The organism is Bradyrhizobium sp. A5, from assembly GCF_042076515.1.
GTDB lineage: Bacteria > Pseudomonadota > Alphaproteobacteria > Rhizobiales > Xanthobacteraceae > Bradyrhizobium > Bradyrhizobium cosmicum.
The window spans coordinates 5606276-5629181 of the sequence record NZ_CP148990.1 but is presented as its reverse complement, the minus strand read 5'-3'; the positions used below and the strand labels follow the sequence as shown (position 1 = coordinate 5629181).

Below are 22906 nucleotides of genomic sequence, written 5' to 3'. Positions count from 1 at the left end.
CGCGTCATCCCGACACGGCGTGCCGGATTTTTGTGTTAACGGCGGCCAAGCAGGGGTCCTGCTAGTCCCTCAGATGCGCGGGACGTTCGTCCGACGGATAGCAGGGATGGCGCAGCTGAAATCCCTTGTCGGTGATAAAGCGCCGAAATAGCTCCCGGTCCACTTCCGTCGCGCCGCAAGTACGATCGAGAAGCTCGGTGCGGACGCTTGCGGCCGCGGCCTGGTAGAGCGCAGCTGCGCTCGGAAACAGGCGCGCCCTGAAGACATCGTCGAAGTCCTGGACCGCACTGGTCTTCAGCTCCGGCGACAGTGCGCCGTAGACGCGAAGGGCCAGCGGTGCGCGAATGAGCTGGAGCCAGGCTTCATGAGGCGCGAACTTGTATGACAGGCCGAGGAAGGTTGCTGTTCGCGGTCCAAAGCCGTCCTGACGGATCGCGGACCAGTAGCTGCCAAGCCAGCCAATTCCTTCGGACGGAGCACAGAGCGATAATGCGCGGCTGGAGGCAGCAACGGCCCCGGTATCGGTATCGGCCTGCTTCAAGTCGCCACTGCGCGTCGCCTCGTCGGCGATGGCAAGCTGAAGTAACAGAAGCTCGCGCATGGTCTTGACGCTGCATTGCTTTCGCGCGGCCGGCAGGTTCTCCGCAATGATTTGCCTGAGCTGGTCCAGATCGTAGCGCTCGCCGCGCGAGATCCGGCTGGCGACCTGAGGGATCGCCGGGGAGGTCAGATTGGGCGTAACATAGGCGACCCAGGCCAATGCGCAGACCGCAAGAGTGATGTTCGAGCCGAGCAGAACCCAGCGGTGGGTCCGTTCCGAACGCCGGCGCGCAACGGGCGCGCTAGGCCCCTTCGACATAGTAGCTGCCGTAGTGCGAGCCCTTATAGGCCTCGATCCGCTTCAGCATCTTCGGATTGGCGCGGTTGAGCACAGCGCCGAGAACCTTTTTCTGGATGCCTTCGGAGCTTGCCATCGACTCCTGCAGCGCGTTGCGACTGGTGCGGCCCCACTCGATCACATAGACCATCGCGTCGACGAGGTGGCTGACGGCCTTGGCGTCCGACACCGGCATCACCGGCGCGAGGTCGATGATGATGTATTCATACTCCTCGCGAACAACCGCGAGCAGGTCGGCCATCGACTTCGAGGCGATGACGTCCGCGGAGTTGACCATGCGCGATGCGACGAAGGAGGGGAGGAAGTCGAGCCCGCTCTCCTTGCTGCGCTGGATATGGTAGCCGAACGAACGCGGATCCTTCAGGGCCTCGACCAAGCCGGATTTGGCGTGAGGCGCAAGCTCGCGCGTGAGCGACCTCGTATGGAGATCGCCATCGATCAGCAGCGTGCGATGTCCTGTCAGCGCGGTGAGGTGCGCGAAATTGGCCGAGACCGTCGTCTTTCCTTCCTTGGGCAAGGACGACAGGATTCCGATCACCTTGACGTCCCGCTGAAGCCGCGCCACGTCGATCGAGACCTTGATGTTTCGCAGCGTCTCGGCAAATCGCGAGAACGGGTGGTCGACGACATAGTTGGAGATCGCGACGTCGGCCGCTGCGCTGTCGGTCGCCTTCCCGAGCTGGCGAATGTCCGGAAGAACGCCAAGGCACTTCACGCCGAGCAGGTCCTCGACGTCGCTCGGAGACCTCAGCACGTCGCTCAGCAACTCCCTGGCGAAGGCGGCGCCGAAGCCGAAGCACAGTCCGCCGAACAGGCCGCCGACCAGTGCCAGCATGCTCTTCGGCGAGCTCTTCTTGTCGGGCTTGACGGCCGTGCCGATGATGCGCGATTCGCTGATCGGGAAGCTCTGGTTCTGCGTGGCGCTCTGCAGCTTCTCGAGGAAGCTGTTGTAGAGATTGCGATAGGTATCAGCCGCACTCTCGAGGTCGCGCAGCTTGACCTGGGCCTGGCTGGTGCTCCCGGCCTGGGACACGAGATTATTGAGATTGTCTTCGAGCGATTTTTCACGGCTCTTGGCGATCTCGTATTCGCTGCGGTACGCATCAGCAATGCGCCGCACCTCGTCGGCCATCGCCTTGCGCAGCTCCTCCATGCGACTCGCCAGATTCATCGCAGCCTGGTGGGTCTTGCCGTAGCGGTTCGACCAGTCGGCATACTGGGCTGCCAAATCGAGATATTGGGCGCGCAGGCGCGTGATGACGGTGTTGTTGAGAGCGTCCGTCACCGTCGGCTGGACCAGATCCTTGTCGAGCAGTGCGTCGATTCGGTCGAGGCGCGCCTTGGCTTCAGCGGTCGCTGCGCGCGCGGTCACGAGCTGCGTATTGACGTCAGTCAATTGCTGTTCGCTCATCAGGCCGCGGCTGGTGCCGACGATGTTGTTCTGCGCCTTGAACGTCTGCACCGCGCGGTCGCTGGCGGTGGCCTGTTCGCGCAGCTCGGCGCTACGCTGCTGGAGCCATTCACCGGCGCGCTTGGTCGACTGGTACTTGGCTTCGAGCGCCCCGACGATATAGGCGTCCGAGATCGCATTGGCGATGACGGCCGCCTTTTCGGGATTCATCGAGCGGAACGATACCGACAGCACATAGGTGGTCAGAACCCGCTCGACCTTCAGATTCCTCTGAATGGATTCGACCGCGCTGCGCTCGATCTTGTCCCTCGATGCCGGACCATCCGATCCGAGCAGCGATATCAGCTTGCCGATGACCAGTGCCGGCAGTCCAGGCTCGGAGCCGTTGTATTCGGGATCATCCGCGAGCTTCAGGCGGCGAACGATGGAAAGGATCAGATCGTCGGACTGGATGATCTCGACCTGACTGTCGACGAAGCCGGTATCGATCAGGGCATTCGATTGACCACTGTCCTTGTCGAGGACCTGGGTTTGCCTCGTATCCATGAGGATACGGGCATTCGCGGTGTACATCGGCGTCGCCACAAGCAGGTAGGCGATGACGAGCGCCAGCGCAGCTCCCACGATCGAAGCGATTAACGGCCATTGCCGGCGCAGGATATCGAACACGCGGTCGACGCTGAGGGTCGTGCCGCCGAGCTCGATCTCGTATTTGGCGCGGGGCTGGAACTGGTCGCGAGGTTGAAACATCTGTCTGGGCGCTCGCAGGGCTATTCGGGAAGCGGCATGGGGACGAAAGGATCGGCGATGTCGGTCTTGTAGTCACCCGACATCAGGCCCGCTCCAGACTGCGCAGGCAGGTTGGCGGTCGTTGGCGAAGGAGGTGGCGAGGCGTCGTCCGGCTCGGAAGCGTATCCTGCGATTACCGCACTGTCGTGAAGCTTGCCGACGAAGTCGCTGATTTTCTGTGCAAACGCAGGCCTGCCAGAGCGGCAGCGAATTTCAGCCCGATGGAGCGCGGTCCCGATCGAGGCGCGGTCAGCCTGCGTCGCGGCCCGCGTCAGGGCCGGCACCGATTTGAGGACCGATATGTCGCTGACCAGATAGCCCTGGAGCCGGCCCGACAATTTTTCCTTCTCGCTGCGCAATTGAACGAGGAGCGAGCTGGGCTCGGCGACGAAGGCATCGATGGCGATCTGCGCAGATCGTTCCGAACGCTCGACGCACTGCGCATCAGACCTGCCGATCATCGCACACAGTATCACAACCGCCGAAACAATCGGTACGATCGATCGGCGGCCAACGTTCATGATTGTCCAAGACAAATTGTCTTCCATTCCGCTTACGTTTGCCGACTACGCTGGAAGTCCTATGAGAAGTCTTTGATGCGCATAAAGTATGTCAAATTTTTGTGCGATGCAAAAATAGCTGGAAATGACTTGCTGCGCCAGAGATTTTTGGATTTGCCGCAATCTCGTCAGGCTGCGAGCCGACACTCATGGGTGCCTCTTATCAGAGCAGCAAAATCCGCGCCACGGCGTAGCACGAGCAGGTGACAGGATTTCGAAACGTAGTCGCTCCGCGACGTGCATGCCTGCCGGATGCTTTCGTCTCGCTGCACGATACCCCCAAAACGCGTTGATCGGCCCCGACGAGCATCGGCACCGATCAAAGGCTTGTTGTTCTTGCAGCGTTAGATATCAGGAGGGCGTCCGCACCGTGGCAAGGCGACTGGCGCGCAGATGTGCACCATGCTCGCCGATGGCCACCCAGAAGCGTGGATTGCTTCCGGACTGCATCGAAATCCACTGATAGCCGGCCGCGCTCCAGGGGCGAACCGACGAGGACAGGTTATCGAGCACCACGTCGCCGTCACTCGTCCGTGCGACGAGAACCAGATGGCCCTGTCCGCCTTCGGTGAGGACAACCGCAAGTCGCAGTGCCGATCTCGGCCAGCCCTTTTCGATCAGCCGGTGGCGCTTGGTCACGGCGTAGTCGTTGCAGTCGCCGGCGTCAGGCGACACGGTCCAATGCGCGAGCATCGGGCTGGTCGGCTTTTTCATCGGCGTGATGGCGTCGTTCACCGCGCGATTGACCTCGCGAAGCATCTCCCGCGCACGTTCGCCCGAAGGCAAAGCCGATTGGTCTGCGGTCACATCCTGCTCGCACTCCGCGCCGTAGTTCATGCAGAACTTCACAAACTGCAGCGGAGCGAGGGCGTTGTCATACTCGCTGATGAAGGAGCCCGCGCCGGCCGTTGAGGGCGTCTCGACGATCGTGTCGGCTTTGGCAGCAGCGCCAGCGCAAGCGAGCCCGGCCACCAGGAAAGATCTGAAAATCCAGCTCATAGTCATCCCCGTTATTCGCCATTCTTCTTGACGCTAGGGATACAATGAACAAATTAGGTTCGGGTTTTGCAGACAATTACAATTTTAGCTGGTTCCGGGAGCTGGTTCCCGGGACATTCGTTTGGTTAAAATCTTCCCGGCCGCAGTGGTTAACGCGAGGGGCTGACTGAAGTTAGCGTCGTCGTCGTCGCAGCAGCAGCGAACAAAGTCTGGGTCTGTGACGCAGCGCCAGGACCACCCGTATTGAGTACAGTCGGCTCGGTGTTTGACGCCGCACCGCCACGCTCCGGTCCGGCTGAATTAATGCCGGGACCGCCACCTGTCGAGGTCTCGCCGGTCGGATCGGCACCGGCGGTCACTTCCGTCTTGATGTCGCCGGTGATGCCGGTGAAGGATTCAATCAGCGGCTGATTTTCGGTCTTCAGGACAGCTTCCTGAATGAGTCGCGCCACGTCCGGCTGCGACAGGACACAAACGGAAGCGGCAGTTCCAAGACCTGCACCGATGGCCCGGGCCTGGTCCTCGCTGCTGGCCCTTGCCAGCGAAACGATACCCTCGACGGTTTCCGGCCGAGAGGTCAGAAAGTCGCGAATCTGGGACGCAAGGCCGCCCTGACCATCTTTGAACTGATCGAGCAGACTTGCGGGATTAGCGAGGAACGAGTTCGCCTTCTCCGCCGAGACCAGATTGGCATTCGGTCCGCAGGGCGCGCTATTTCCGGTGGCCGCGAATGACGGAGAAACTGTGCCGAGCAACGCCGCGGCGCCGAGGATGACAGGCAAAAATTTCTGAAACTTCATAATGACCACCGGACTTTCTCGCCTCCTATAGTCCATTTTACTCAAACTTGCCACGATCTTTCCGCAGTTCTGACGGAAGCGACTGGGCGAGCCCACAACCCGCGATAGCGGCAAAAAAGACCCCGAAGCCTGGTATTTGCAGCGAAAAATCGATGCAACTATGGACCAGTCCGAGCGCCGCCACACTGACGCCGACAATGGGTATGTAACGGTCTCGCTTTCGCCGCAAGCTGCTCCTTAACAAAAGGTAAACATACCAGAGGCAGCATAACACGATGAGGCTTGCGGTAGGCAGGCCGAGCTCGACGGCGAGCTCCAGGGGGGTCGAATGGGCGCGATCCCACACTCCGAGGCTGCCGAGCTCAGCCGTCCGGTAGGCCGGGAACGTCGTCTCGAAATTGCCCCAGCCGACACCAAGCAGCGGATAGTCGCGGATGATGGCAATGCTTCTTTCATAGGCGCCGAGCCGCTGCTCATCGATCAGGCCGTAAGCGCCAATTCGCCCGGCAACGGCGCCGCCGACGAGTTGGAGAATCAGGAGTGCCGCAACGGCTGTGCCTCCGGCAAGCGCCCATCTCCGCAGATTGCCGAGCGGCAACGGCGCGAGATAGAGCGTACTGGCGAGCACAAATGCACAAATCGACAGCAGTAGGCCCGCGCGGGAGCCGGTCATCGCGGTGGCTGTCAGGCAGATAGCAAAACCGGTGCCGAGCGCAGCGGGCGAGGACAAGTAAAATGTCGCGCGGTCGAAGAAGCGGGGCGAGGCGGGTGCTTCGGAATGATCACGGCGATGCGCGAAACGCAGCAACGGGACCAGAAACAATATTGCTGTGCTGCCCCAGAAAATCGCCGCCGTGTTTCGGTTGACGAAGGTGCCGGTCGCGTAACCGAGATAGGCTTCCTTGCGTCTCGACAGGAGGCCGTCGGGGTCGCCGAATTCTGCAAGGATGCCGTAGATCGCGTAGGCGCAGCCGACCCAGGCAAGCAGCATCAGGAGCCGGCGGGCACTGCCCGCGTCGGTTGCAATCACAAATGCGCGAACGAGCACCATCGCAAGGAGGAGTGGATAGCCCGCCGCCAGCCACGGGCCATTGACGGTCGTCGACACACGGCTGGACGGCGGCGAACCAAGCCATTTCGAGGCGGCCTGCCAGACCGGATTGCCGAGCTCAAGCGGCGAATCGCGCCATTCCTGAACGACGACGACCGCCGCAACCGTCGCGAGCGTGGCGAGTAGAGGCATCAGCAGCCATATGTCCTCGCGGGCTACGCCGTCGAGATCGGCCGTCACCAGACTCGCAGCCATCAGCACGCACCAGATGCAGATCCAGATCTGGTCGGTGGATCCGAGTGGCAGGGGCGCCAGCGCGACAACCGCAAGCGCCAAGATCCTGGACACGGTGTTCAGCTGGTATTCCCCCGAAAGCAGCAATCAATCAACGGACTCTGGTCCGTACAACGTGCTGCATAAAGCATCAATCCGCGCCTTCAGGAAGCGCGGATTTGGATGCCTGCGGGGCGCTGGAGCGGGTAGCCGCTCCCTTCGGCCGGCGCTATGCCTTTCGCTTGAAGCGGAAGAACACTTGGCTGTTGATCGCGTGGGTCGGCAGCGGAATGGGCGAGTAACCGAGGGACTCCACCTCGAAGCCGCATTTCGCGAATAAGACGGGAATCACGCGGTAATCGAATCCGAGATGGGACGAGATCCAGCCCGTCTCGCTCGGCGGCCGTGCGATGGCGGCCGTATTGCCGATGAAGGAATCCCACACGATCTTCCAGGTGGTGCCGCGATGGCGCTGACCCGCAGCCATGCGGAAGAGATTCTTCACCAGCGAAGACAGCCCAATCTCGATCGGCACCGAGACGAGGATGCGACCGTTCGGCGCGGTCTTCTGCGTGAGGAAAGTGACGATATCCATGAGAGGAGGGCCGACGAAGTGCTCGAGCGTCTCGAGGCAATAGACCTTGTCGAAGGGCCCGTTGTCGATGCTGTCGCGTTCGCGCACAAATCTGACATCCGGAAACCGCTGTTTCACCTCATTTGCTGCTGCGTCCAGATGCGGATCGAAGCCGCAGACGCTGACGGAGGGGCACTGCTCCTTGAGGAGGCCTACGAGATGTCCGTCTCCCGTCCCGAAATCGAGGATGCGATCGTTCTCCGCCGGCGGCATGACGCTCAGCGCCTTGGTAAATCGGGAATTGTGGCTCCATCGCTTGATGGAGTTCGTGTTCCCAATCGTCATGGAAGAATAGGCCACTAAGAATTCCCCCAATGTTCCGGGTGATTGATCATACGGTGTTTCCGCTTGTTGTTGGTGGTCAAGGATAGGCGAAATCTTGATTAGCGCGGTCGTGCTGTGCACCAGGGTTCACGATGCTGCGACATCGACGCAAAACATCGCAAAACATGCACGCAGATTGATGATGGCGGTCATCAATCATGTTCTTCAAGACGACAGTCGGACACATCGTGTACATCGCTCGATATTTTTATTGAAAACCGAGGTCAAAAGTTAGAGTATTGCAATGCAGCATTTCAGGCAATGGGATAAATATGGAGTCGGCGCACAAGTCAAAACCCCACTATCTTCCGCTCGACAGCATTCGAGGGATCGCTGCGCTTTCAGTTGTCGTCCATCACTTCGTTCTGATGCCCACCTTCCTCGCGGCGTTCCCGCAGCGGCCCTGGGTCGATTGGCCGTTCTTCCGCAATTCCTGGCTCTTCGTTGATCTCTTCTTCGTCCTCAGCGGCATCGTCATGACGTTGAGCTACGCAGCACCGCACTCGGGCGATTTCTCGTTTCGGGAGTTCCTGGCGCGTCGGGCGGCGCGGCTCTATCCGCTGCACCTGTTCATGCTCGTCGTCATGCTGATGTTTCGATTTCTGCGCGTGGGCCTCGTGGCGGCCGGGCTCGTCGTCGCGGTCCCCGCGGCGTTCGAGGTCAACAACGCCTACTCGTTCGTGCTCAACCTGTTCATGCTCCACTCGCTGGGGTTCATCGACTATCTGAGCTGGAACGGACCCAGCTGGAGCATCAGCGTCGAATTCTTCACCTATATCGTCTTCGGTCTCGTCGTCTTTCTCTCGGCGCGCGCTGGTGCCAAGTGGGTGCTGAGCGCTGCCGCTGCACTGCTCGTGGTCGCGGGCTTGACGACATTGACTGTCGTCTTCGGCAAATCGAGCCTCGAAGTGCAATGGGATTTCGGGCTGGTCCGGTGCATCATCGGATTCTTTGTCGGGGTGTTGACCGCTCAAGCCTGCCTGCGCATTCGCCGAAGCGATCGCCTCGCCCTATACGGCATCCTCCAGATCGTCGCGTGTGTGGCGAGCGTCGTTCTCGTTTCGCTGGTGGGTGTATGGCCGCAGCTCAGTTTCGCGGCGCCTCTGACGTTTGCCGCCCTTCTCGGGTCTTTGCTGGCATTCCCCAAGGCGGCTCCGTTGCCGCGGTTGCTCGAATGGGCGCCCCTGGTGTGGCTGGGGCGGCGCTCCTACTCCGTCTACATGGTTCACGCCTTCGTCATTCTTCTGGCTGAATATTTCGTCAGAGCGATGGGGCCGCGCCCGATCGCGGCCCTGGACACGATCTGCAACGGCTTGGCGGCTTCGCTCATGCTGGCGATCATCGTTCTCGCCGTCCTTATTCTGTCACACCTGACCTACACGCTTGTAGAAATCCCCGGGGGAAAGCTGATGAACCGCTGGTTGCTTGGCGCCGCCCGTTTCAACACGACGCGGGCGATGACTTCGACGCGATGGCAGAGCTAGATGGCGGACGACAAATTGGCAACCAGTCTACAATCCGAGTCCGAGAGCGGCGGTTTCTCCCTCGAGGCCATCGTATTCTCGCTCTATCTCATCCGCGACGCGTTCGGCGGCGTGATGCGGTATTATTCCGCCAAACTGCACATGGACGTCCTTTGGTTCACGCCCGACCTGGCGGCCATCCTGTGCATCGCCCTTTTCCTCAAGCGCTGTATCGTCGACAACAGAAGCGTCATGGCGCTGCTGGTGTTCATCCAGATCTGCATATCGCTCGGGATCGGCTTCTTTTTCCTCGGCAGTACGACCGCGCTGTTCTCCTCCATCAAGATGATGTTCCCGCTGTTCGTCGGATTCTGCTTCTGCGATGCGAGCATCGGTAGCTACCGCAGAATGTTGCAGATCGTGACCGTGACGTTCTACATCACCCTCGGCGGCGTCTTCCTGTCGAAATACTGGTCGATGCCCTGGGTTGGATTCAAATACGAATCATTCGGCGCCGTTCGCGAAGCCGGACGGTTATGGTGGTCGTTCGCGGAGCAGCGGCTGACCGGTTTTGCCGCCGACAGCACGATGGCGGCTTATTTCATCCTGATTGCCTTCGTGCTGACGTCGATCCGCAGGAGCATTCTGTGGTGCCTCGTGCTGGGCGGAATTTCCGCCTATGCGATCCGCCTGACGACGAACAAGACGACGATGGGTGTTCTCATCATCTACGTCATCTGTCTGCTCGTGGTGCGCTCGCTGCCCGAGGAGAAAAAGCTGCTGACGCTTCGAAGGCTCACGCTCAGTTCCTTTGCAGCGATGCTGATCCCGGCGGTGCTCATCTTGCTGCTCAGCGGCGTAGATCTGTCGCCGGGGCACAAGGGCTTCTTCTTCAGCATCCAGGACCGGATCAACAACAGCTGGCAGCTGCCCTTCGTCTATCTCAGCCAGTTGATGCCGATCGGCATCATCACGGGCTGCGGGGTTGGCTGCTTCAACTATCCGCAGCAACTGTTCTCGAATCTGCACGGATACTGGGTGCCGGTCGATAATTTCTACATCGGCACCTATGTCATGTTCGGTCTGCCGTTCGTCGTCTACATGTGGATGGTGTTCCGCGCCACGTCCGGGATGACCGACGTTTACAAGCTGTCCGTGATCTTCGTGATGAACATCTTCACGATAACGGTGCTCAGCTACGGGCCCGCGACCGGCCTTCTGGTCATTGCGCTGGGATTCAGCGAGGTGTTCTCGAGGCGGATGACCGGAGTTCTCCAGGGAGCGCCACGCACGCCAAACAGTGATGGAGTGCCGCTGCACGGTGTTGCCGTCGGGGGCGCGCGGCCCATCAGCTGAAACGGGTCAGGAGCAGAGCTGGGCCCGCGGCCCGCTCTTGATGGAGGCCGATCAGCTTGTTGACGGTTATTCGACGGCAGGAAGGGACGTAGATGCATAGCCGACTTGCCTTTGTCGACACTTTGCGCGGGATCGCCGTCCTCAGTGTGATCATCCAGCACGTTCTGGAACATGTCGTGCTGACCGGGCAGACCGGTCCGTATGAGAGATTTCTGCACGGCCTGATCGGATATTACTTCAACTTCGGCCGGTTCGGCGTCGTGCTGTTCTTCTTCGTCAGCGGCTTCGTCGTGCCTTACAGCTTTCCCGACAGTTCCACGCCGGTTCGCGACTTCGCCGTGAGCCGCTTCTTCCGACTCTATCCGATGTATTGGTTCGCCATCGTTCTGGCGGTCGCAATCCTGCCGGTCACCGAGGCCAAGGTGTTTCCTGCCTGGCTGCTCGCCGTGAACCTGACGATGTTCCAGAATCTCGTCGGGGTGCCCAATATGGTGATTGCGCACTGGACGTTGGCGATCGAGCTGATGTTCTACATCGGTTGCGCCGCTCTTTTCGTTCTCGGCCTGCTTCAGCGCAGCAGGGCTGTCTTTGCCATCGTCGTCGCGCTTTCGATCGCCGGCATTGTTCTCCCGATCATGTTCGAGCAACGCATCGTGTCGCGCCTGCTTGAGGTCGCCCTCAACATCGATGCCATGCTGATCGGAAAGGTCATTCGCGACACGGTGATGGAGAAGCGATTGCGCTGGTGGCATGTGGCTATCTGCCTCGGGCTTTACTGCGCGTTCGCAGCCTTGATTTTCCATCGCCTCTACGGCGCGGTCTATCGGGACTTCTTCTTCAGCTACTCGATCGCCTCCGCCTATATCGTCGCGGGCCTCGTCTTCCTGGTGTTCGCCGGCTTTGGCGATCGCCTCGCCTCGCGAGTTCTGAGCTTTGTCGGCACGATCAGCTACTCCGTGTACTTGATGCAGGTCTATGTGCTGTCGGTCGCGCTGTACTGTTTCGGCGCGGGGGCCACGTTGGCGCAGTGGTTGCTGTTCGGGGTCGGTGTGATCGGCACCACCATCCTGCTGAGCTATGGCACCTACGCGCTGGTCGAAAAGCCGGCGATCGCGTTTGGCCGGAGGTTCCGGTCGCGGCGAGAGACCCGATCCGGAACGTTGCCGAGCGCGCAGCGGGGCATTGCATGACCCGGCCGGAAAAATCGGGAGAGGCGGGAGCCAAGGGCGGTGGCTTCGTCCCTTCGATTCAAGGGCTTCGCGGCCTCGCCGCCCTGACCGTCGTGTGCGCCCATCTGTACGCCATGCCAATGCTGGCAGGCTTCTTGCCCACGCTACCGCTCTGGGTTCAAAGGATTTTCGACACCGGTGGTCACGGGGTGGAGCTGTTCTTCATGATCAGCGGCTTCCTGATTCCGGCCAGTCTGATGCGCCACGGCCAGGTTTCGAAATTCATGTACGATCGCTGCCTGCGGATTCTTCCGGTGTTCGTCGTTCTGCACCTGGTCGTCTTCACGATGGGTCCGATCGTCGGTTACAAGTTCTTCAAGGGAATCGACGTTGGCACGTATGTCGAACTGTTCCTCGCCAACCTGTTCTTTCTTCCCGATGCGCTTGGTTTGCCGATCGCTCAGCAAAATGCCTGGACGCTGAGCTACGAATGGGCCTTCTACATCTGGTTCGCTGCCGTTTTCCTGGCCAGGCGAGGCGGAAGCAAGCTGGTCATCGTGCTGCTGGCGCTCGTTGCTGTGGCCGCAGTGGCGTACCGCCCCAACGTCGCATTCTTCGGAATCGGCATCCTGTGTGGTATGGCCTCGCTGCGGTTGCCGCTTCGCGGGGCGCCGGGAGCGATCGCGGCTGTCGCATGTTTTGTGCTGATGTTCGGCTTGCTGGAATATGTCAGCGCCTGGCTCGCGCTCGTTCCCGCCATCGCACTGTTTGCGATGGCGCTGACGCCAGACTCATGGTTCGCGGGTTTCGCGCGGGCGCGCAGCCTGCAATATGTCGGCAAGATCAGTTACAGCCTCTATCTGGTGCATCCTTTCGTCCTGTTCCCGCTGCAGATGATCGGCAGGAAGCTGTTCGACCTTGGCGTCAACTCCTGGGTGTTGTGGGGCGGTTTCGCCTTGGTCGGCGTCGGGCTGTCGCTCGTAGCCTCGGCTTTGAGCTATGAGCTGATTGAAGTGCGTCTTCGCACGGCCATCGACAGGCTCCTGACCCGGCGTGAGGTTGTCGAGCGCGAGGAAGCTCAGCAACGTGCGTGATCGAAACAGGCTCGACCGGATGTCTTCAACGGTCTATCGACATCGGGTCGGAGGATGACAAAGTGCGTATTCTCGTTCTAACCCACGAATTCCCGCCGTTTCGTGGTGGAGTCGGTACTTACTGCGTCGAGATGGCGCGGGCCGCGGCTGCACAAGGACACGCGGTCGAAATCCTCGCGCCCGACTTCGGAAACGACAACACCGAGGCGGACAGGCTTTATCCTTTTACGGTCCGGCGTTTCCCTGGCGGCGTTTACGCCACGCGAGCGCTGCCGCGGCTGCTGTTCGCGTTGCTTCGCGCCAGGCCGTGGACCTTCGACATCATCCATGCGGCGGATTGGCCGTTCGTCATGGTCATTCCCTGGCTGCGCCGGCTGACGCGCCGCCCCATCGTCGCGATGATGCACGGCACGGATGTGCTTCTTCTCGCGAAGTCCCGCGTGACGGGGTTTTTGTTCGGTCGGTCCTACCTTCGGGACGCCGATCGTGTGGCGGCTAACAGTCGGTTCACCGAAGCGCTCGTCCTGCAGCACCATCCTTATCTGGCGTCGCCTCGCCGGACTGCGGTGACGTTGCTTGGCGTCGATCCATTCTGGTTCGGCGCGTCCACGGACGCAGCCGCGACGCTGGCGAAATACACCGTGCCGACCGGCCGCAAGCTGCTGCTCACCGTGGCGCGCCTGGATGTTCGCAAGGGCCACCGTCACCTGCTGCAGGCGCTCGCCTTGCTGCCTCAGCACGCCAAGGATCAGCTTGGCTACGTCGTCGTCGGGAAAGCCCTGGACGCATCCTACCAGGACGAGCTGAAGCGGCTTGCGGCGGCATGCGGCGTGCCTGTCGTCTTCGCGGGTGCCGTCTCGAACGAGGACGTCCGCAGCTTCTACGCGTCTGCCTGGTTGTTCTGCATGATTGCGGAGCCTAACCCGGAGAAGGTGGAAGGCTTCGGGCTGGCCTATCTAGAAGCGGCAGCGCAGTCACTTCCAAGCGTCGCCGCGCCGAACGGAGGTGTGCCTGAAGTGGTGCTCGACGGCGAAACGGGCGTTCTGTTGGAGGACCGCTCGCCGGAGAAGCTGGCCGCCTTGCTCGAGCAGCTTCTCAGTAAGCCGCAAAACGTTCAGAAGTTCGGCGTCGCCGCCAAAAAATGGGCGCAGACATTCTCCTGGCAACGTTGCGCCGAACTGACATACCAGATCGATAATTCTGCGGACTATCATGCGAAGATTGTCGCGAAATCGCTGTGAAATCCAACATGACGCCTGTTCAGAATCCCAAGGTTTCCATCATTATCCCCGCGTACAACGCTGCGGCTTGCCTTGAACGCGCCGTGAAGTCGGTTCAAGCGCAGACCGAACAAAGCTTCGAGATCATCGTGATCGATGATTGCTCAAGTGATGCAACTGTACAGACTGCGACCGAGTTGGGGCGTCTTGATCCCCGCGTGCGGTTGATCGTCCTTTCGTCTAATGGCGGACCGTCGGTCGCGAGAAACGCCGGAATCGCCGAGGCAAAGGGAGAGTGGCTGGCCATTCTCGACGCGGACGATGCGTTCAAACCCGATCGTCTTCGGCGACTGATCTCGTTCGGCGAAGAGCGCGGGCTCGACTTGGTCGGAGACGATCTCACCTATTTCGATTCGGAGGCAAATGCCGAGGTTGGACTCGCGAACATCGTGCAGTCCAATGCGCCGGTTCGTTTGACCGCGGAATCATTTTTACAATCTTGTACTTTCAAGCCCGGACTTCTGGAGATCCTGTTCAAGGAGCAAAAGCAGTTTTCGCTCCTGAAATATGTCGTCAGCGTCGACTTCTTGAGGAGAAAGAGCCTGAGATATTGGGATCGCCTCCGGTACGGCGAGGACTTTGTGTTCATCTTCGAGATTCTGAAGATGGGAGCAGCAGCGATGCTTCTCCCCGAGCCCCTCTATGTTTACTCGCAGCAGTATGGCTCCCTATCGGGCAAGCGATCGTCCCTATCGCGCACGGTAGCCGATCGCTCCTCCATGCTGCGGACTGTCGATGAGCTTGTGGAGCGGTATCCGAGCCTGACTCGCGTTGAGCGGAATCTGCTTCTTGATCGTAAGGCCGCGTCCCTGGGCCTGCGCGAGTTCGAAACTGCGCGGGGTCTGATACGAGAGAAGAAGATCACTGCCGGAATTGGTCATGTGGCGCGGAATCCAGAAGCGATTCGGTTTGCTCTTCTCGAGACCAGACGCGCACTGCAACGGCGAATATCGACATTGTCGCGTTAGGGCTGGATAACGCGGACTATTGACGGGCGGCCGTGACTTGGCTGCGGACCGCCTTGTTCGACCTCGATAGCAAACTTGGCATGCGGACGATTGGATAGATAGCGGTGTCACTTCGCAAAGAGACGATCTCCGGGGTTCTGTGGATGGTACTTGGTACCGGAGGGCAGACCCTGTTCCAGTTCGTGATGTTCATCGTGCTGGCTCGAACGCTCGGTCCGGAGGCCTTTGGCGTTGTCGGGATTGCGACCGCGTTCATCGATATCTCGAACTTGATCGGGCGTGCCGGCCTGACCGAAGTGCTCGTGCAACGCCAGGATATGACGGAAGCCGAGCTCGATACCGCTTTCTGGAGCAGTTTCGGGATCGGGCTGCTCCTGACTCTCGCAATGTTTTTTGGCGCCCAGAGTCTGGCAGATCTATTCGGCGTGCCGGAATTGAAGATCGTCATGCAGCTGCTGTCGCCGATGTCGCTGTTGTTTGCAGCAGGCACCGTCTATGAAGCGAAGCTGCGCCGGTCCTTCGGGTTTCGTGCGCTTGCCGCGCGCAACGTGACCGCCACGATCTTCAGCGGGATCGTCGCAATGGGCATGGCCCTGACGGGATTTGGCGTGTTCAGTCTCGTGGGCCAGCGGCTCGCCTATTACGTCTGGTACATGGCGGCGATTCTCGTCGCGACTCGCTGGTTGCCCTCCATTCGCTTCCGCTGGCGTACCGCCGTGGATCAACTGAAGAGTGGTATTGCCGTCTCATTGTCGTCGCTTCTGGGCTCCGGCAACCAGCGCATCCTCGATTTGATCGTAGGCTATTTCGTCGGCGCCGAGGGATTGGGTTATCTGCGGATCGCATGGCGCGGTATTGATTTGTTGCTTGAGCTTTCGATCCGGCCTGTGATGACCGTTTCGCTGACGTCGCTTGCCCGTCTGCAGAGCGATCGGGCGGCGCTGATACAGGCCTATCTGAAGCTGGTCCATCTGACGGCGGTCTTCATTTATCCGCTCTTCGTCGGCGCGGCGATCGTGGCGCCGGAACTGCTGACCCTCATGTTCGGGACCAAATGGCAGGCAAGCATTGTTCCGATGCAGATATTGACCCAGATCGCATTCTTTGTTCCGTTGATCTACTACAAGACCAACGCCTTGATGGCGATCGGCAAGATGTGGGATGTCTTGCTCATAAACTTCGTCGAATTTGCTCTGAGCGCGGTGATCGGTGTCATCTCGGCACAGTATGGTGTCGAAGGGGCTGCCATTGGCAACGTCATCAGAATGGCGATAGCGACGCCGATTATCCTGCTCGCCTTGAAGGCGTGGGTCGGAATTCCCATCGGTCGTACCTTCGGCGTCGTTCTCTATCCGGTTATCGCGACGATGGTGATGCTGGGTGTCCTGATGTTGCTGCGGCCGATGCTTTTGTCGCTTCATCCGATCCAGATTCTCGCGATCATGTCCGTTGCGGGCTTTTGTACGTACGCGCCCGTGATTATCGTGCTCGACCGCGCGGTGTGGCAGACGGTCAGAAACGCGACCATGGAACGATTGCGGCGCCCGAAACCTGCTGGCTGAGCTTCTCCTTCTACGTCTTCAGGAGGTCGCCGACCCAGGCAATGGCGATCGTGATGAGTGCTGCAACCGAAATCTTCGCCAGGAGCCACAGAAGTGGCTCGGAGGGGAGCGCAACGGAGGCGGCGATGATCGCCGCGCCGAGCACCGATGAAAGCGCGAGCGCCCGACTGGGATAGGCGCCGAAGCGGATGGTGGGGCCGATCGAACACGCGATGACGAGCGCCGTGGCCAGTCCGGCAAGCGCGATTGCCGCCGTCGGACCGAGGCCTGCCGCGGTACTCGCGAGCACGAAGATGCTCACAACGGCGAGTTGGCCGGCCGCGATGACGATCAATCGGAGGGCAGCTTTCTCCAGGTGCGGTACGAGCGCAAGCGTTGCTTGCAGATGGGTGTGCAGGAAGTAGAACAGCGCGACAGTCGGCGTTACCGCGAGGAAGCTGGCGATGAGGGCCGGCGGCACGAAAAACCTGGCCGCGTCCGGAATGAATGCAATCAGTCCCCCCAGCATGAGGGCGGTTGAGCAGACCGCCAGATCGAACAGACCGGTCGCCGCGGCCTGCGCGGCCTTGCGTGTGTCGTTGTCGAAGCGCGCCACGACGTCCGGATAGCTGATGGTGTGAATCGCCGAGAGCAGCACCGAAAATGGCCGTTGCAGCAGATCGATCGCCATGGAGAAGCCTGCGCTGGCGCTCGAAGAAACGCCGAAGCGGCCGACGATCAGAAAGCGGATGAGGATCGGGACCGACAGGTGCACCACTGACGCGCCCGAGGCGAGCATTCCGTAGCGCGCGAAGGCGGACAGATCGGCTTGTGTGGCAAGGCGAGGCGACCAAGTGAGAAGGGTCCGGTCAAGGATCGATCCCAGGACCAGGCCCAGGCCTTGGCCGGCAAGAATTCCGAGCAGGGCGGCTTCAGCCGTTCCGTAGAGCCTGGCGCCGATCGCCGCCCCGGCCAGAAGGAACGTGGCGCGGCAGATCAACAGGATCGAAACCCAGGACAGCTTTCCGGAGACGCGGATCATCGTGTAGTGCAGGTCGGTCGTGCCCTGCATGATCGTGATGGCGAAACCCACGCCGATCAGGGACAGAGATACCAGGCCGGCGGCGGCAGCGAGTGCGGCGGTCGCGGCCAGCGCCGCGGCACTGAGCGCGAGCGCGAGAAAAAGGGAAGATTGCAACCGTTTCGTTTCGTCGCCGTGGCTCGAGGCCAGGAAGCGTTGGCCGGCCAGCTGGATCCATTCGAAGGCCACGACGGTCGCGAACTGACTGACCGCCATCGTCAGCGAATACGTCGTGTAATGCGCCGCTTCGAGCAGGTGACTGAGCAGGAGAATGAGGAGAATCGCGACCAGGCTTTGGTAGAAATAGCTGCCGAGGGCGAGAAGTCGGATCATGATCTGGCGGCGTCCTGCCGTTGACTGTCGAATCCTTCCACCGGATGCGACAGTGCACAAAGCTGCGCTCCCTGGCGGGAGGTGTCGTCACTTAAAACATGCGTAACATCGGCGGGCAATGGTCTCGCCATGACGTCCGCCGTCTCATTGCAATCTTTGCCGGGCGTCGTCGTGACAGCCCGCCAAACGGGAAACGGGCCGCAAGATGCGGCCCGTCCCGTCAGCCTGATGAGGGCTCGCCGATCCTGCGGCATCAGACGAACAGGAAGTTGCCGTGGTCGAGGTTCTGGATGTTGATCCCCTGGAGCACGATTGAGTCGCTGGCGGAGATCTGGATCACCGCGCTTGATCCGTTCTGCGTCATCTGCAGGTGAGCGTAGTCCGCCACCAGAGACTTCGAGATTTCGATGACGTCGTGATTGGCGGCCGTGCCGGCGTGGAAGCCAACGACCGTGTCATTGCCGTGATCGTAGACGATCGTGCTGGATCCCGGCGACACCATGAACTGGTCGCTGTTCGCCGAGCCCTGCAACATCTGGCTGGCGGTGACAGCGGTCACGCTGTGAGTCCCGTTGGCGTTTTGCATGTCGACCTTCGTGAGCGTTCCGTTGACGTCACGGCTGTCGTGCTCGATGGCGCCCGGCTTGCCGGGGACCTGGAAGATGAACACGTCCGAGCTGCCGTCGGTGTGTTTGATCGTCTCCTGCGTTTTGACGCCGGTGCCGTCGTAGATGTCGGTGGTCTTGGTGCCGTCGCTGCTGGTCAGCATGGTGTAGTCGAAGCTACCGTCCGCGTGCAGCCTGGTATCGGAGAGCAACGTCCCGGCCGCGTTGGTGTGCTGGTATTCCGTGACGTAGCTCTTGCCGCTGATGTTGAAGAACGAGTTGTCGTGGGTGCCGTCGGCATTGGTGACGTAACTCGCGCTCTTCACCCCTGCCGTATACATCGTCGAGGAGGTCGATCCGTCGGTGTTGTAGACCGAGTCGTTGGTGATGGTCCCGCTCGAGTCGAACAGCTTGGTTTCCTTCCAGCCGTCGGCGTGGACGACATAGATGGAAGCCTGGACGCCGTTGGCGTAGTTCGTCGTGGTGGTGTCGCCGTTCGAGGCCTTGATGACCTCCTGGGTGATCGCGCCCGACGACGTATTGAAGATGTCCGTAACGCTCGATCCGTCGGTATGGGACTGCACCTCGTTCAGCTTGTGGCCGGTGCTGTCATAGACGTCCGTGACCTTGCTGCCATCGGCGTTGATGACCTGCTTGTAATCGAGCGAGCCATCGGCGTGTGACCGGACGACCTGGGTCACGACGCCGGCAGCGGTGGTGTGCTGGGCTTCCGTGACGTAGGATTTCCCGGTGATGTTGTAGAACGTGCTGTCGTGACTGCCGTCGGCGTTGGTAACGTAGACCGCAGTCTTCACGCCGGTCGAATAGACGGTCGTCGACGTCGATCCGTTTGTGTTGATCAGCGAGTCGTTGGCGAGCTTCCCGGCCGAGTCGTACAGTTTCGTTTCCTTCGAGCCGTCCGCATTGACGATGTAGACCGAACCCAGCAGCGCCCCGTTGTAGTTCGTCGTGCTCACGAAGCCGTTGGTCTTCTGAACGACCTCCTTCGTCAGGACGCCGGTGGTGCTGAAGGTGTCGGTCGTCGTCGTGGTGGTCGTCCAGGCGACTGTCGAGGTCTTCTGTCCGGCGGCATTGTAGAGCGTCGTCAGGCTGCTGCCATCGCTGTTCTTGACCTGGGTATAGTCCAGCGTCCCGTCGGCGTGGGTGCGGGTGATTGCCGTGATCTTGCCGGAGGCATCCGAGTGCTGCGTCTCGGCGACGTAGGATTTCCCCGTGATGTTGTAGTAGGTGTTGTCGTGGCTTCCATCGGCGTTGTTGACATAGAGAACGGTCTTGACGCCCGCGGCATAGACAGTGGTCGATGCCGATCCGTCGGTCTTGATCACGGCATCGCTCGAAAGCCTGCCGCTGCTGTCATACAGCTTGGCTTCCTTCGATCCGTCCGCGTTGAGGATGTAAACCGACGCCAACAGCGCGCCGTTGTAGTTCGTGGTGATCACCGAACCCTCGGTTTTCTGGACGACTTCCTTCAGCAGCACGCCCGACGTGTTGAAGGTATCAGTCGTCGTGGTCGTGGACGTCGTTGTTATCTTTGTGATCTTTTGCCCGGCGGAATTATAGAGCGTCGTGACGGCGCTGCCGTCACTGTTCTTGACCTGGGTGTAGTCGAGTGTTCCGTCGGTGTGCGTGCGGGTGATCGCCGTGACCTTGCCTATCGCATCGATGTGCTGGGCCTCGGTGACGTAGGTCTTGCCGCTGATGTTGTAATAGGTGTTGTCGTGGCTGCCGTCGGCGTTGTTGACATAGTAGGCCGTCTTGATGCCGGCCGTGTACACGGTTGCGGATGACCAGCCATTCGTCTTGATCACGGTATCGTTGGAGAGGCGTCCGGCACTATCGTAGAGTTTGGTCTCCTTGGAGCCATCTGAGTTGAGGATGTACACCGATGTCAGCAGCGCGCCGTTGTAGTTCGATGTCGTGACGGAGCCGTCGGTCTTCTGAACGATCTCCTTCACGAGCACGCCTGAAGTGTTGAAGGTATCGGTCGTGGTCGAGGTGGAGGTGGAGGTGATGAGCGAGGTCTTCTTCCCGACCGCATCATAGAGCGTCGTGACGCTGCTGCCGTCGGCGTTCTTCACCTGGATGTAATCCAGCGTTCCGTCCGCGTGCTTGCGGGTGATCGACGTCACCTTGCCGGTCGAGTCGAGGTGCTGCGTCTCGGTGACGTAGGTCTTGCCGGTGATGTTGTAGAAGGTGTTGTCGTGGCTGCCGTCCGCGTTGTTGACGTAGTAGGCCGTTTTCACGCCGGCGGAATAAACGGTGTTGGACGACGAGCCGTCCTTGTTCTGGATGATGTCGCTCAGCAAATTGCCGTCCGTGCCGAACTTCTTCGTCTCCTTGGATCCGTTGGTCTTGACGATCACCTCCTGGGTGACGACACCGGCCGAATAGTTGACGGTATCCGACGATCCGTCGGCATTGGTCGTGACCTTGCTGTATGCGACTCCGTCGCTGAAGTTCGTAGTGGTGGTCGAAAGCAGGCTGCCGGACGAGCTGAAGACCTTCGTCAGGGTCCATGCGCTGCTCGACGTCGTCACCGAGAACGAATAGCCGCCCTGGATCGTGGCCAGCGCTTTTCCATAATGCGAGATGATGTAGCTCATCGTCGATTCGGAGGCGACGGGCAGGACGTGCGTGTCGGTCAGCGTAATCGTCTTCAGCGTGGTGGAGGCGTTCAGGTCCGACAGCTGTGCGACGATGTCGGCGGCGGTATCGCTGACGTTGACGAGGGCTTCGGGAGCCGAACCGGACTTGGCGGGCGCGTCGATTTCGATGATCAGCGGATGGTCGCTGAGCGGAAGGACGATCTGGCTGACGTCGGTGTAGCTGGCGATCGGCGTGGTGCCGCTCATCGGATCGTAGACGACGACGGAATGATGGACGGCACCGAGCTTTACCGTGACCGACGAGGTGGGCGCGGCGACCTCGCTGTCCGTGGCATCGTCCCAGATCTTCGGCTCGGCCCAGACGACGAGGTCATAGGCGCCGTTGCTCTTGGTGAGCACCATGCTGTTCCCGGTCGAGGGAAGGCCGGAAAGACTGTAGCCGAGCTGCGTCGTCGGGGTGTTGCTGCCGGTACCATCATCCGCGAGGATGGTAGTCAGATTGTGGATCGCCGTCGCAGCCATCTTCGGCGTGCCGTCGGCATTGAACAGGCCCATGTTCGAGCCGGCGTCCGAGCCGTGGTCGAGAAGCTCGTAGAGATAGGTGGTGTTCACGCCACCCTTGTAGGCATCGGCCAGGGTGTTGAGGATCGACTTGGCCTGGACGGTCTGATCGACGCCGATGTAAGGCGCGCTGGTCACCGTGCTGTACCCGGTCTCGGTGATCACGACCGGCTTTCCGGACGCGACGGATGTCGCGTTCGCGAGAAGCATGTTCATGACCGTCTGGGGTGAGCTGCTGGTTCCGACATACGCGTGCGAATTGGTGTAGTCGACCGAACCGGAGAGATTACCGAGCTTGGCGTAGTCGCTGGAGTCGTTGTAGCCGAGCGAGAGGTTGTAGACCGAAACGCCCGACAGCGAGGCGTCGCCCTTGATCGCCGTGTAGAGAGCCACCTGGAATTTCGCCGCAGCGGAAATATCGGAGCTGCCGTTGTAAGTAAACGGCTGCGTGTTGGCTTCGTTCAGGCCCTCGATGGCGATCAGGCTTCCGGGGTGATCCTTCACAAAGCTGTCGAGCAGCGCGAGGTATTGCGTAATCCCCGCGGAGCCCGCTGCGGGCGTGCTCGACGACACGATCAGATCGAATTTGTAGCCGTCCGCCGCAAGTCCTTCCATGACAGGCTGGCTGTTCGGAGTCGTCGCGAGCGCGTCGCGCAGCTTGGTGACACCGAGATATTTGAGGTCGTCCTCGACCAGCGCGAGGTTGCTATAGCCACCCCAGGAGTAAGCGACGTGCGTGTTGACACCAATGGATCCAGTGAAGGAACTCGCCGAATGGAGGGTCTGATCAACGGGAGACGTGGTCATCTGCTACTCTGCATGTGAGTTCAATTGACGTCGAGCAGTAGCCCCGACATTTGTGTTTCAGGTTTTTTATTCAGATAAAAGTCGACACATTGCGCTCTTCGCCCGCGAGCGTTTCGTCGACTCGTTTGCGCAAGTGATTAACCGCTGTCGATGTCAGCCGTGTGCGGGAACGATGTCATGATGGAGGCGTGTTGCTGTTCCACGCAACGTTTGTTGTGCAAGCTGCACGTTGCGTGAGCAATGCCCCGCAGTTCCACGTAGAGTTTCTGAATTCGTTAGCAG

16 protein-coding genes are annotated in these 22906 nt (G+C 60.3%); 7 read left to right on the top strand and 9 right to left on the bottom strand.

The window, feature by feature from the left end; all coding sequences use genetic code 11:
- Positions 1-61 precede the first annotated feature (61 nt).
- From WHZ77_RS26735 to WHZ77_RS26705, 7 genes are all read right to left on the bottom strand, one after another.
- A complete protein-coding gene (locus tag WHZ77_RS26735; RefSeq protein ID WP_375310690.1) occupies positions 62-859 on the bottom strand; it encodes a hypothetical protein in 798 nt (265 codons plus the stop codon).
- Positions 843-3059, bottom strand: a complete 2217-nt coding sequence (locus WHZ77_RS26730) for a GNVR domain-containing protein (protein WP_375310689.1) — start codon at positions 3057-3059, stop codon at positions 843-845. Before WHZ77_RS26730 ends, WHZ77_RS26735 begins: the two co-directional genes overlap by 17 nt.
- Before the next feature lie 20 nt (positions 3060-3079).
- A complete protein-coding gene (locus tag WHZ77_RS26725; protein ID WP_375310688.1) occupies positions 3080-3646 on the bottom strand; it encodes a hypothetical protein in 567 nt (188 codons plus the stop codon).
- A gap of 363 nt (positions 3647-4009) precedes the next feature.
- Positions 4010-4657, bottom strand: a complete 648-nt coding sequence (locus WHZ77_RS26720) for a transglutaminase-like cysteine peptidase (protein ID WP_375310687.1) — start codon at positions 4655-4657, stop codon at positions 4010-4012.
- A gap of 149 nt (positions 4658-4806) precedes the next feature.
- The gene (locus WHZ77_RS26715) at positions 4807-5457 is read right to left on the bottom strand and encodes a hypothetical protein (RefSeq protein ID WP_375310686.1); all 651 of its coding nucleotides are present in this window, start codon (positions 5455-5457) and stop codon (positions 4807-4809) included.
- A 37-nt stretch (positions 5458-5494) separates the two neighbouring features.
- Positions 5495-6856 carry an O-antigen ligase family protein gene (locus WHZ77_RS26710; RefSeq protein ID WP_375310685.1) on the bottom strand — a complete coding sequence of 454 codons (1362 nt, stop codon included), beginning with the start codon at positions 6854-6856 and terminating at the stop codon, positions 5495-5497.
- A gap of 154 nt (positions 6857-7010) precedes the next feature.
- Complete coding sequence (locus WHZ77_RS26705; RefSeq protein ID WP_375310684.1) at positions 7011-7820, bottom strand: class I SAM-dependent methyltransferase; 810 nt, start codon at positions 7818-7820, stop codon at positions 7011-7013.
- Between the two features lie 191 nt (positions 7821-8011).
- On the opposite strand from WHZ77_RS26705, the gene WHZ77_RS26700 reads away from it, so the two are divergent.
- From WHZ77_RS26700 to WHZ77_RS26670, 7 genes are all read left to right on the top strand, one after another.
- A complete protein-coding gene (locus WHZ77_RS26700; RefSeq protein ID WP_375310683.1) occupies positions 8012-9223 on the top strand; it encodes an acyltransferase family protein in 1212 nt (403 codons plus the stop codon).
- Complete coding sequence (locus WHZ77_RS26695) at positions 9224-10558, top strand: hypothetical protein (protein ID WP_375310682.1); 1335 nt, start codon at positions 9224-9226, stop codon at positions 10556-10558.
- Between the two features lie 92 nt (positions 10559-10650).
- On the top strand, positions 10651-11748 hold the full coding sequence (locus WHZ77_RS26690; RefSeq protein ID WP_375310681.1) for an acyltransferase family protein: 1098 nt from the start codon (positions 10651-10653) through the stop codon (positions 11746-11748).
- Positions 11745-12821 (top strand): acyltransferase family protein, encoded by a 1077-nt coding sequence (locus WHZ77_RS26685; protein WP_375310680.1) that lies wholly within the window; start codon positions 11745-11747, stop codon positions 12819-12821. Before WHZ77_RS26690 ends, WHZ77_RS26685 begins: the two co-directional genes overlap by 4 nt.
- A 62-nt stretch (positions 12822-12883) precedes the next feature.
- Complete coding sequence (locus tag WHZ77_RS26680) at positions 12884-14062, top strand: glycosyltransferase family 4 protein (RefSeq protein WP_375310679.1); 1179 nt, start codon at positions 12884-12886, stop codon at positions 14060-14062.
- An 8-nt stretch (positions 14063-14070) separates the two neighbouring features.
- Positions 14071-15069, top strand: a complete 999-nt coding sequence (locus WHZ77_RS26675) for a glycosyltransferase family 2 protein (RefSeq protein WP_375310678.1) — start codon at positions 14071-14073, stop codon at positions 15067-15069.
- A gap of 104 nt (positions 15070-15173) precedes the next feature.
- Positions 15174-16631: a lipopolysaccharide biosynthesis protein gene (locus tag WHZ77_RS26670; RefSeq protein WP_375310677.1), complete on the top strand. Its 1458-nt coding sequence runs from the start codon at positions 15174-15176 to the stop codon at positions 16629-16631.
- Between the two features lie 10 nt (positions 16632-16641).
- On the opposite strand, the gene WHZ77_RS26665 is transcribed toward WHZ77_RS26670, so the two are convergent.
- Positions 16642-18024, bottom strand: a complete 1383-nt coding sequence (locus tag WHZ77_RS26665) for a hypothetical protein (RefSeq protein ID WP_375310676.1) — start codon at positions 18022-18024, stop codon at positions 16642-16644.
- A 253-nt stretch (positions 18025-18277) separates the two neighbouring features.
- Complete coding sequence (locus WHZ77_RS26660) at positions 18278-22624, bottom strand: RHS repeat protein (RefSeq protein ID WP_375310675.1); 4347 nt, start codon at positions 22622-22624, stop codon at positions 18278-18280.
- Positions 22625-22906: the final 282 nt, after the last annotated feature.

Coding starts and splice junctions, on each gene's coding strand:
- WHZ77_RS26675 (WP_375310678.1), top strand. CDS start 14,071: ATGACGCCTGTTCAGAATCCCAAGGTTTCCATCATTATCCCCGCGTAC.
- WHZ77_RS26660 (WP_375310675.1), bottom strand. CDS start 22,624: ATGACCACGTCTCCCGTTGATCAGACCCTCCATTCGGCGAGTTCCTTC.
- WHZ77_RS26725 (WP_375310688.1), bottom strand. CDS start 3,646: ATGGAAGACAATTTGTCTTGGACAATCATGAACGTTGGCCGCCGATCG.
- WHZ77_RS26720 (WP_375310687.1), bottom strand. CDS start 4,657: ATGAGCTGGATTTTCAGATCTTTCCTGGTGGCCGGGCTCGCTTGCGCT.
- WHZ77_RS26735 (WP_375310690.1), bottom strand. CDS start 859: ATGTCGAAGGGGCCTAGCGCGCCCGTTGCGCGCCGGCGTTCGGAACGG.
- WHZ77_RS26700 (WP_375310683.1), top strand. CDS start 8,012: ATGGAGTCGGCGCACAAGTCAAAACCCCACTATCTTCCGCTCGACAGC.
- WHZ77_RS26695 (WP_375310682.1), top strand. CDS start 9,224: ATGGCGGACGACAAATTGGCAACCAGTCTACAATCCGAGTCCGAGAGC.
- WHZ77_RS26690 (WP_375310681.1), top strand. CDS start 10,651: ATGCATAGCCGACTTGCCTTTGTCGACACTTTGCGCGGGATCGCCGTC.
- WHZ77_RS26685 (WP_375310680.1), top strand. CDS start 11,745: ATGACCCGGCCGGAAAAATCGGGAGAGGCGGGAGCCAAGGGCGGTGGC.
- WHZ77_RS26665 (WP_375310676.1), bottom strand. CDS start 18,024: ATGATCCGACTTCTCGCCCTCGGCAGCTATTTCTACCAAAGCCTGGTC.
- WHZ77_RS26730 (WP_375310689.1), bottom strand. CDS start 3,059: ATGTTTCAACCTCGCGACCAGTTCCAGCCCCGCGCCAAATACGAGATC.
- WHZ77_RS26715 (WP_375310686.1), bottom strand. CDS start 5,457: ATGAAGTTTCAGAAATTTTTGCCTGTCATCCTCGGCGCCGCGGCGTTG.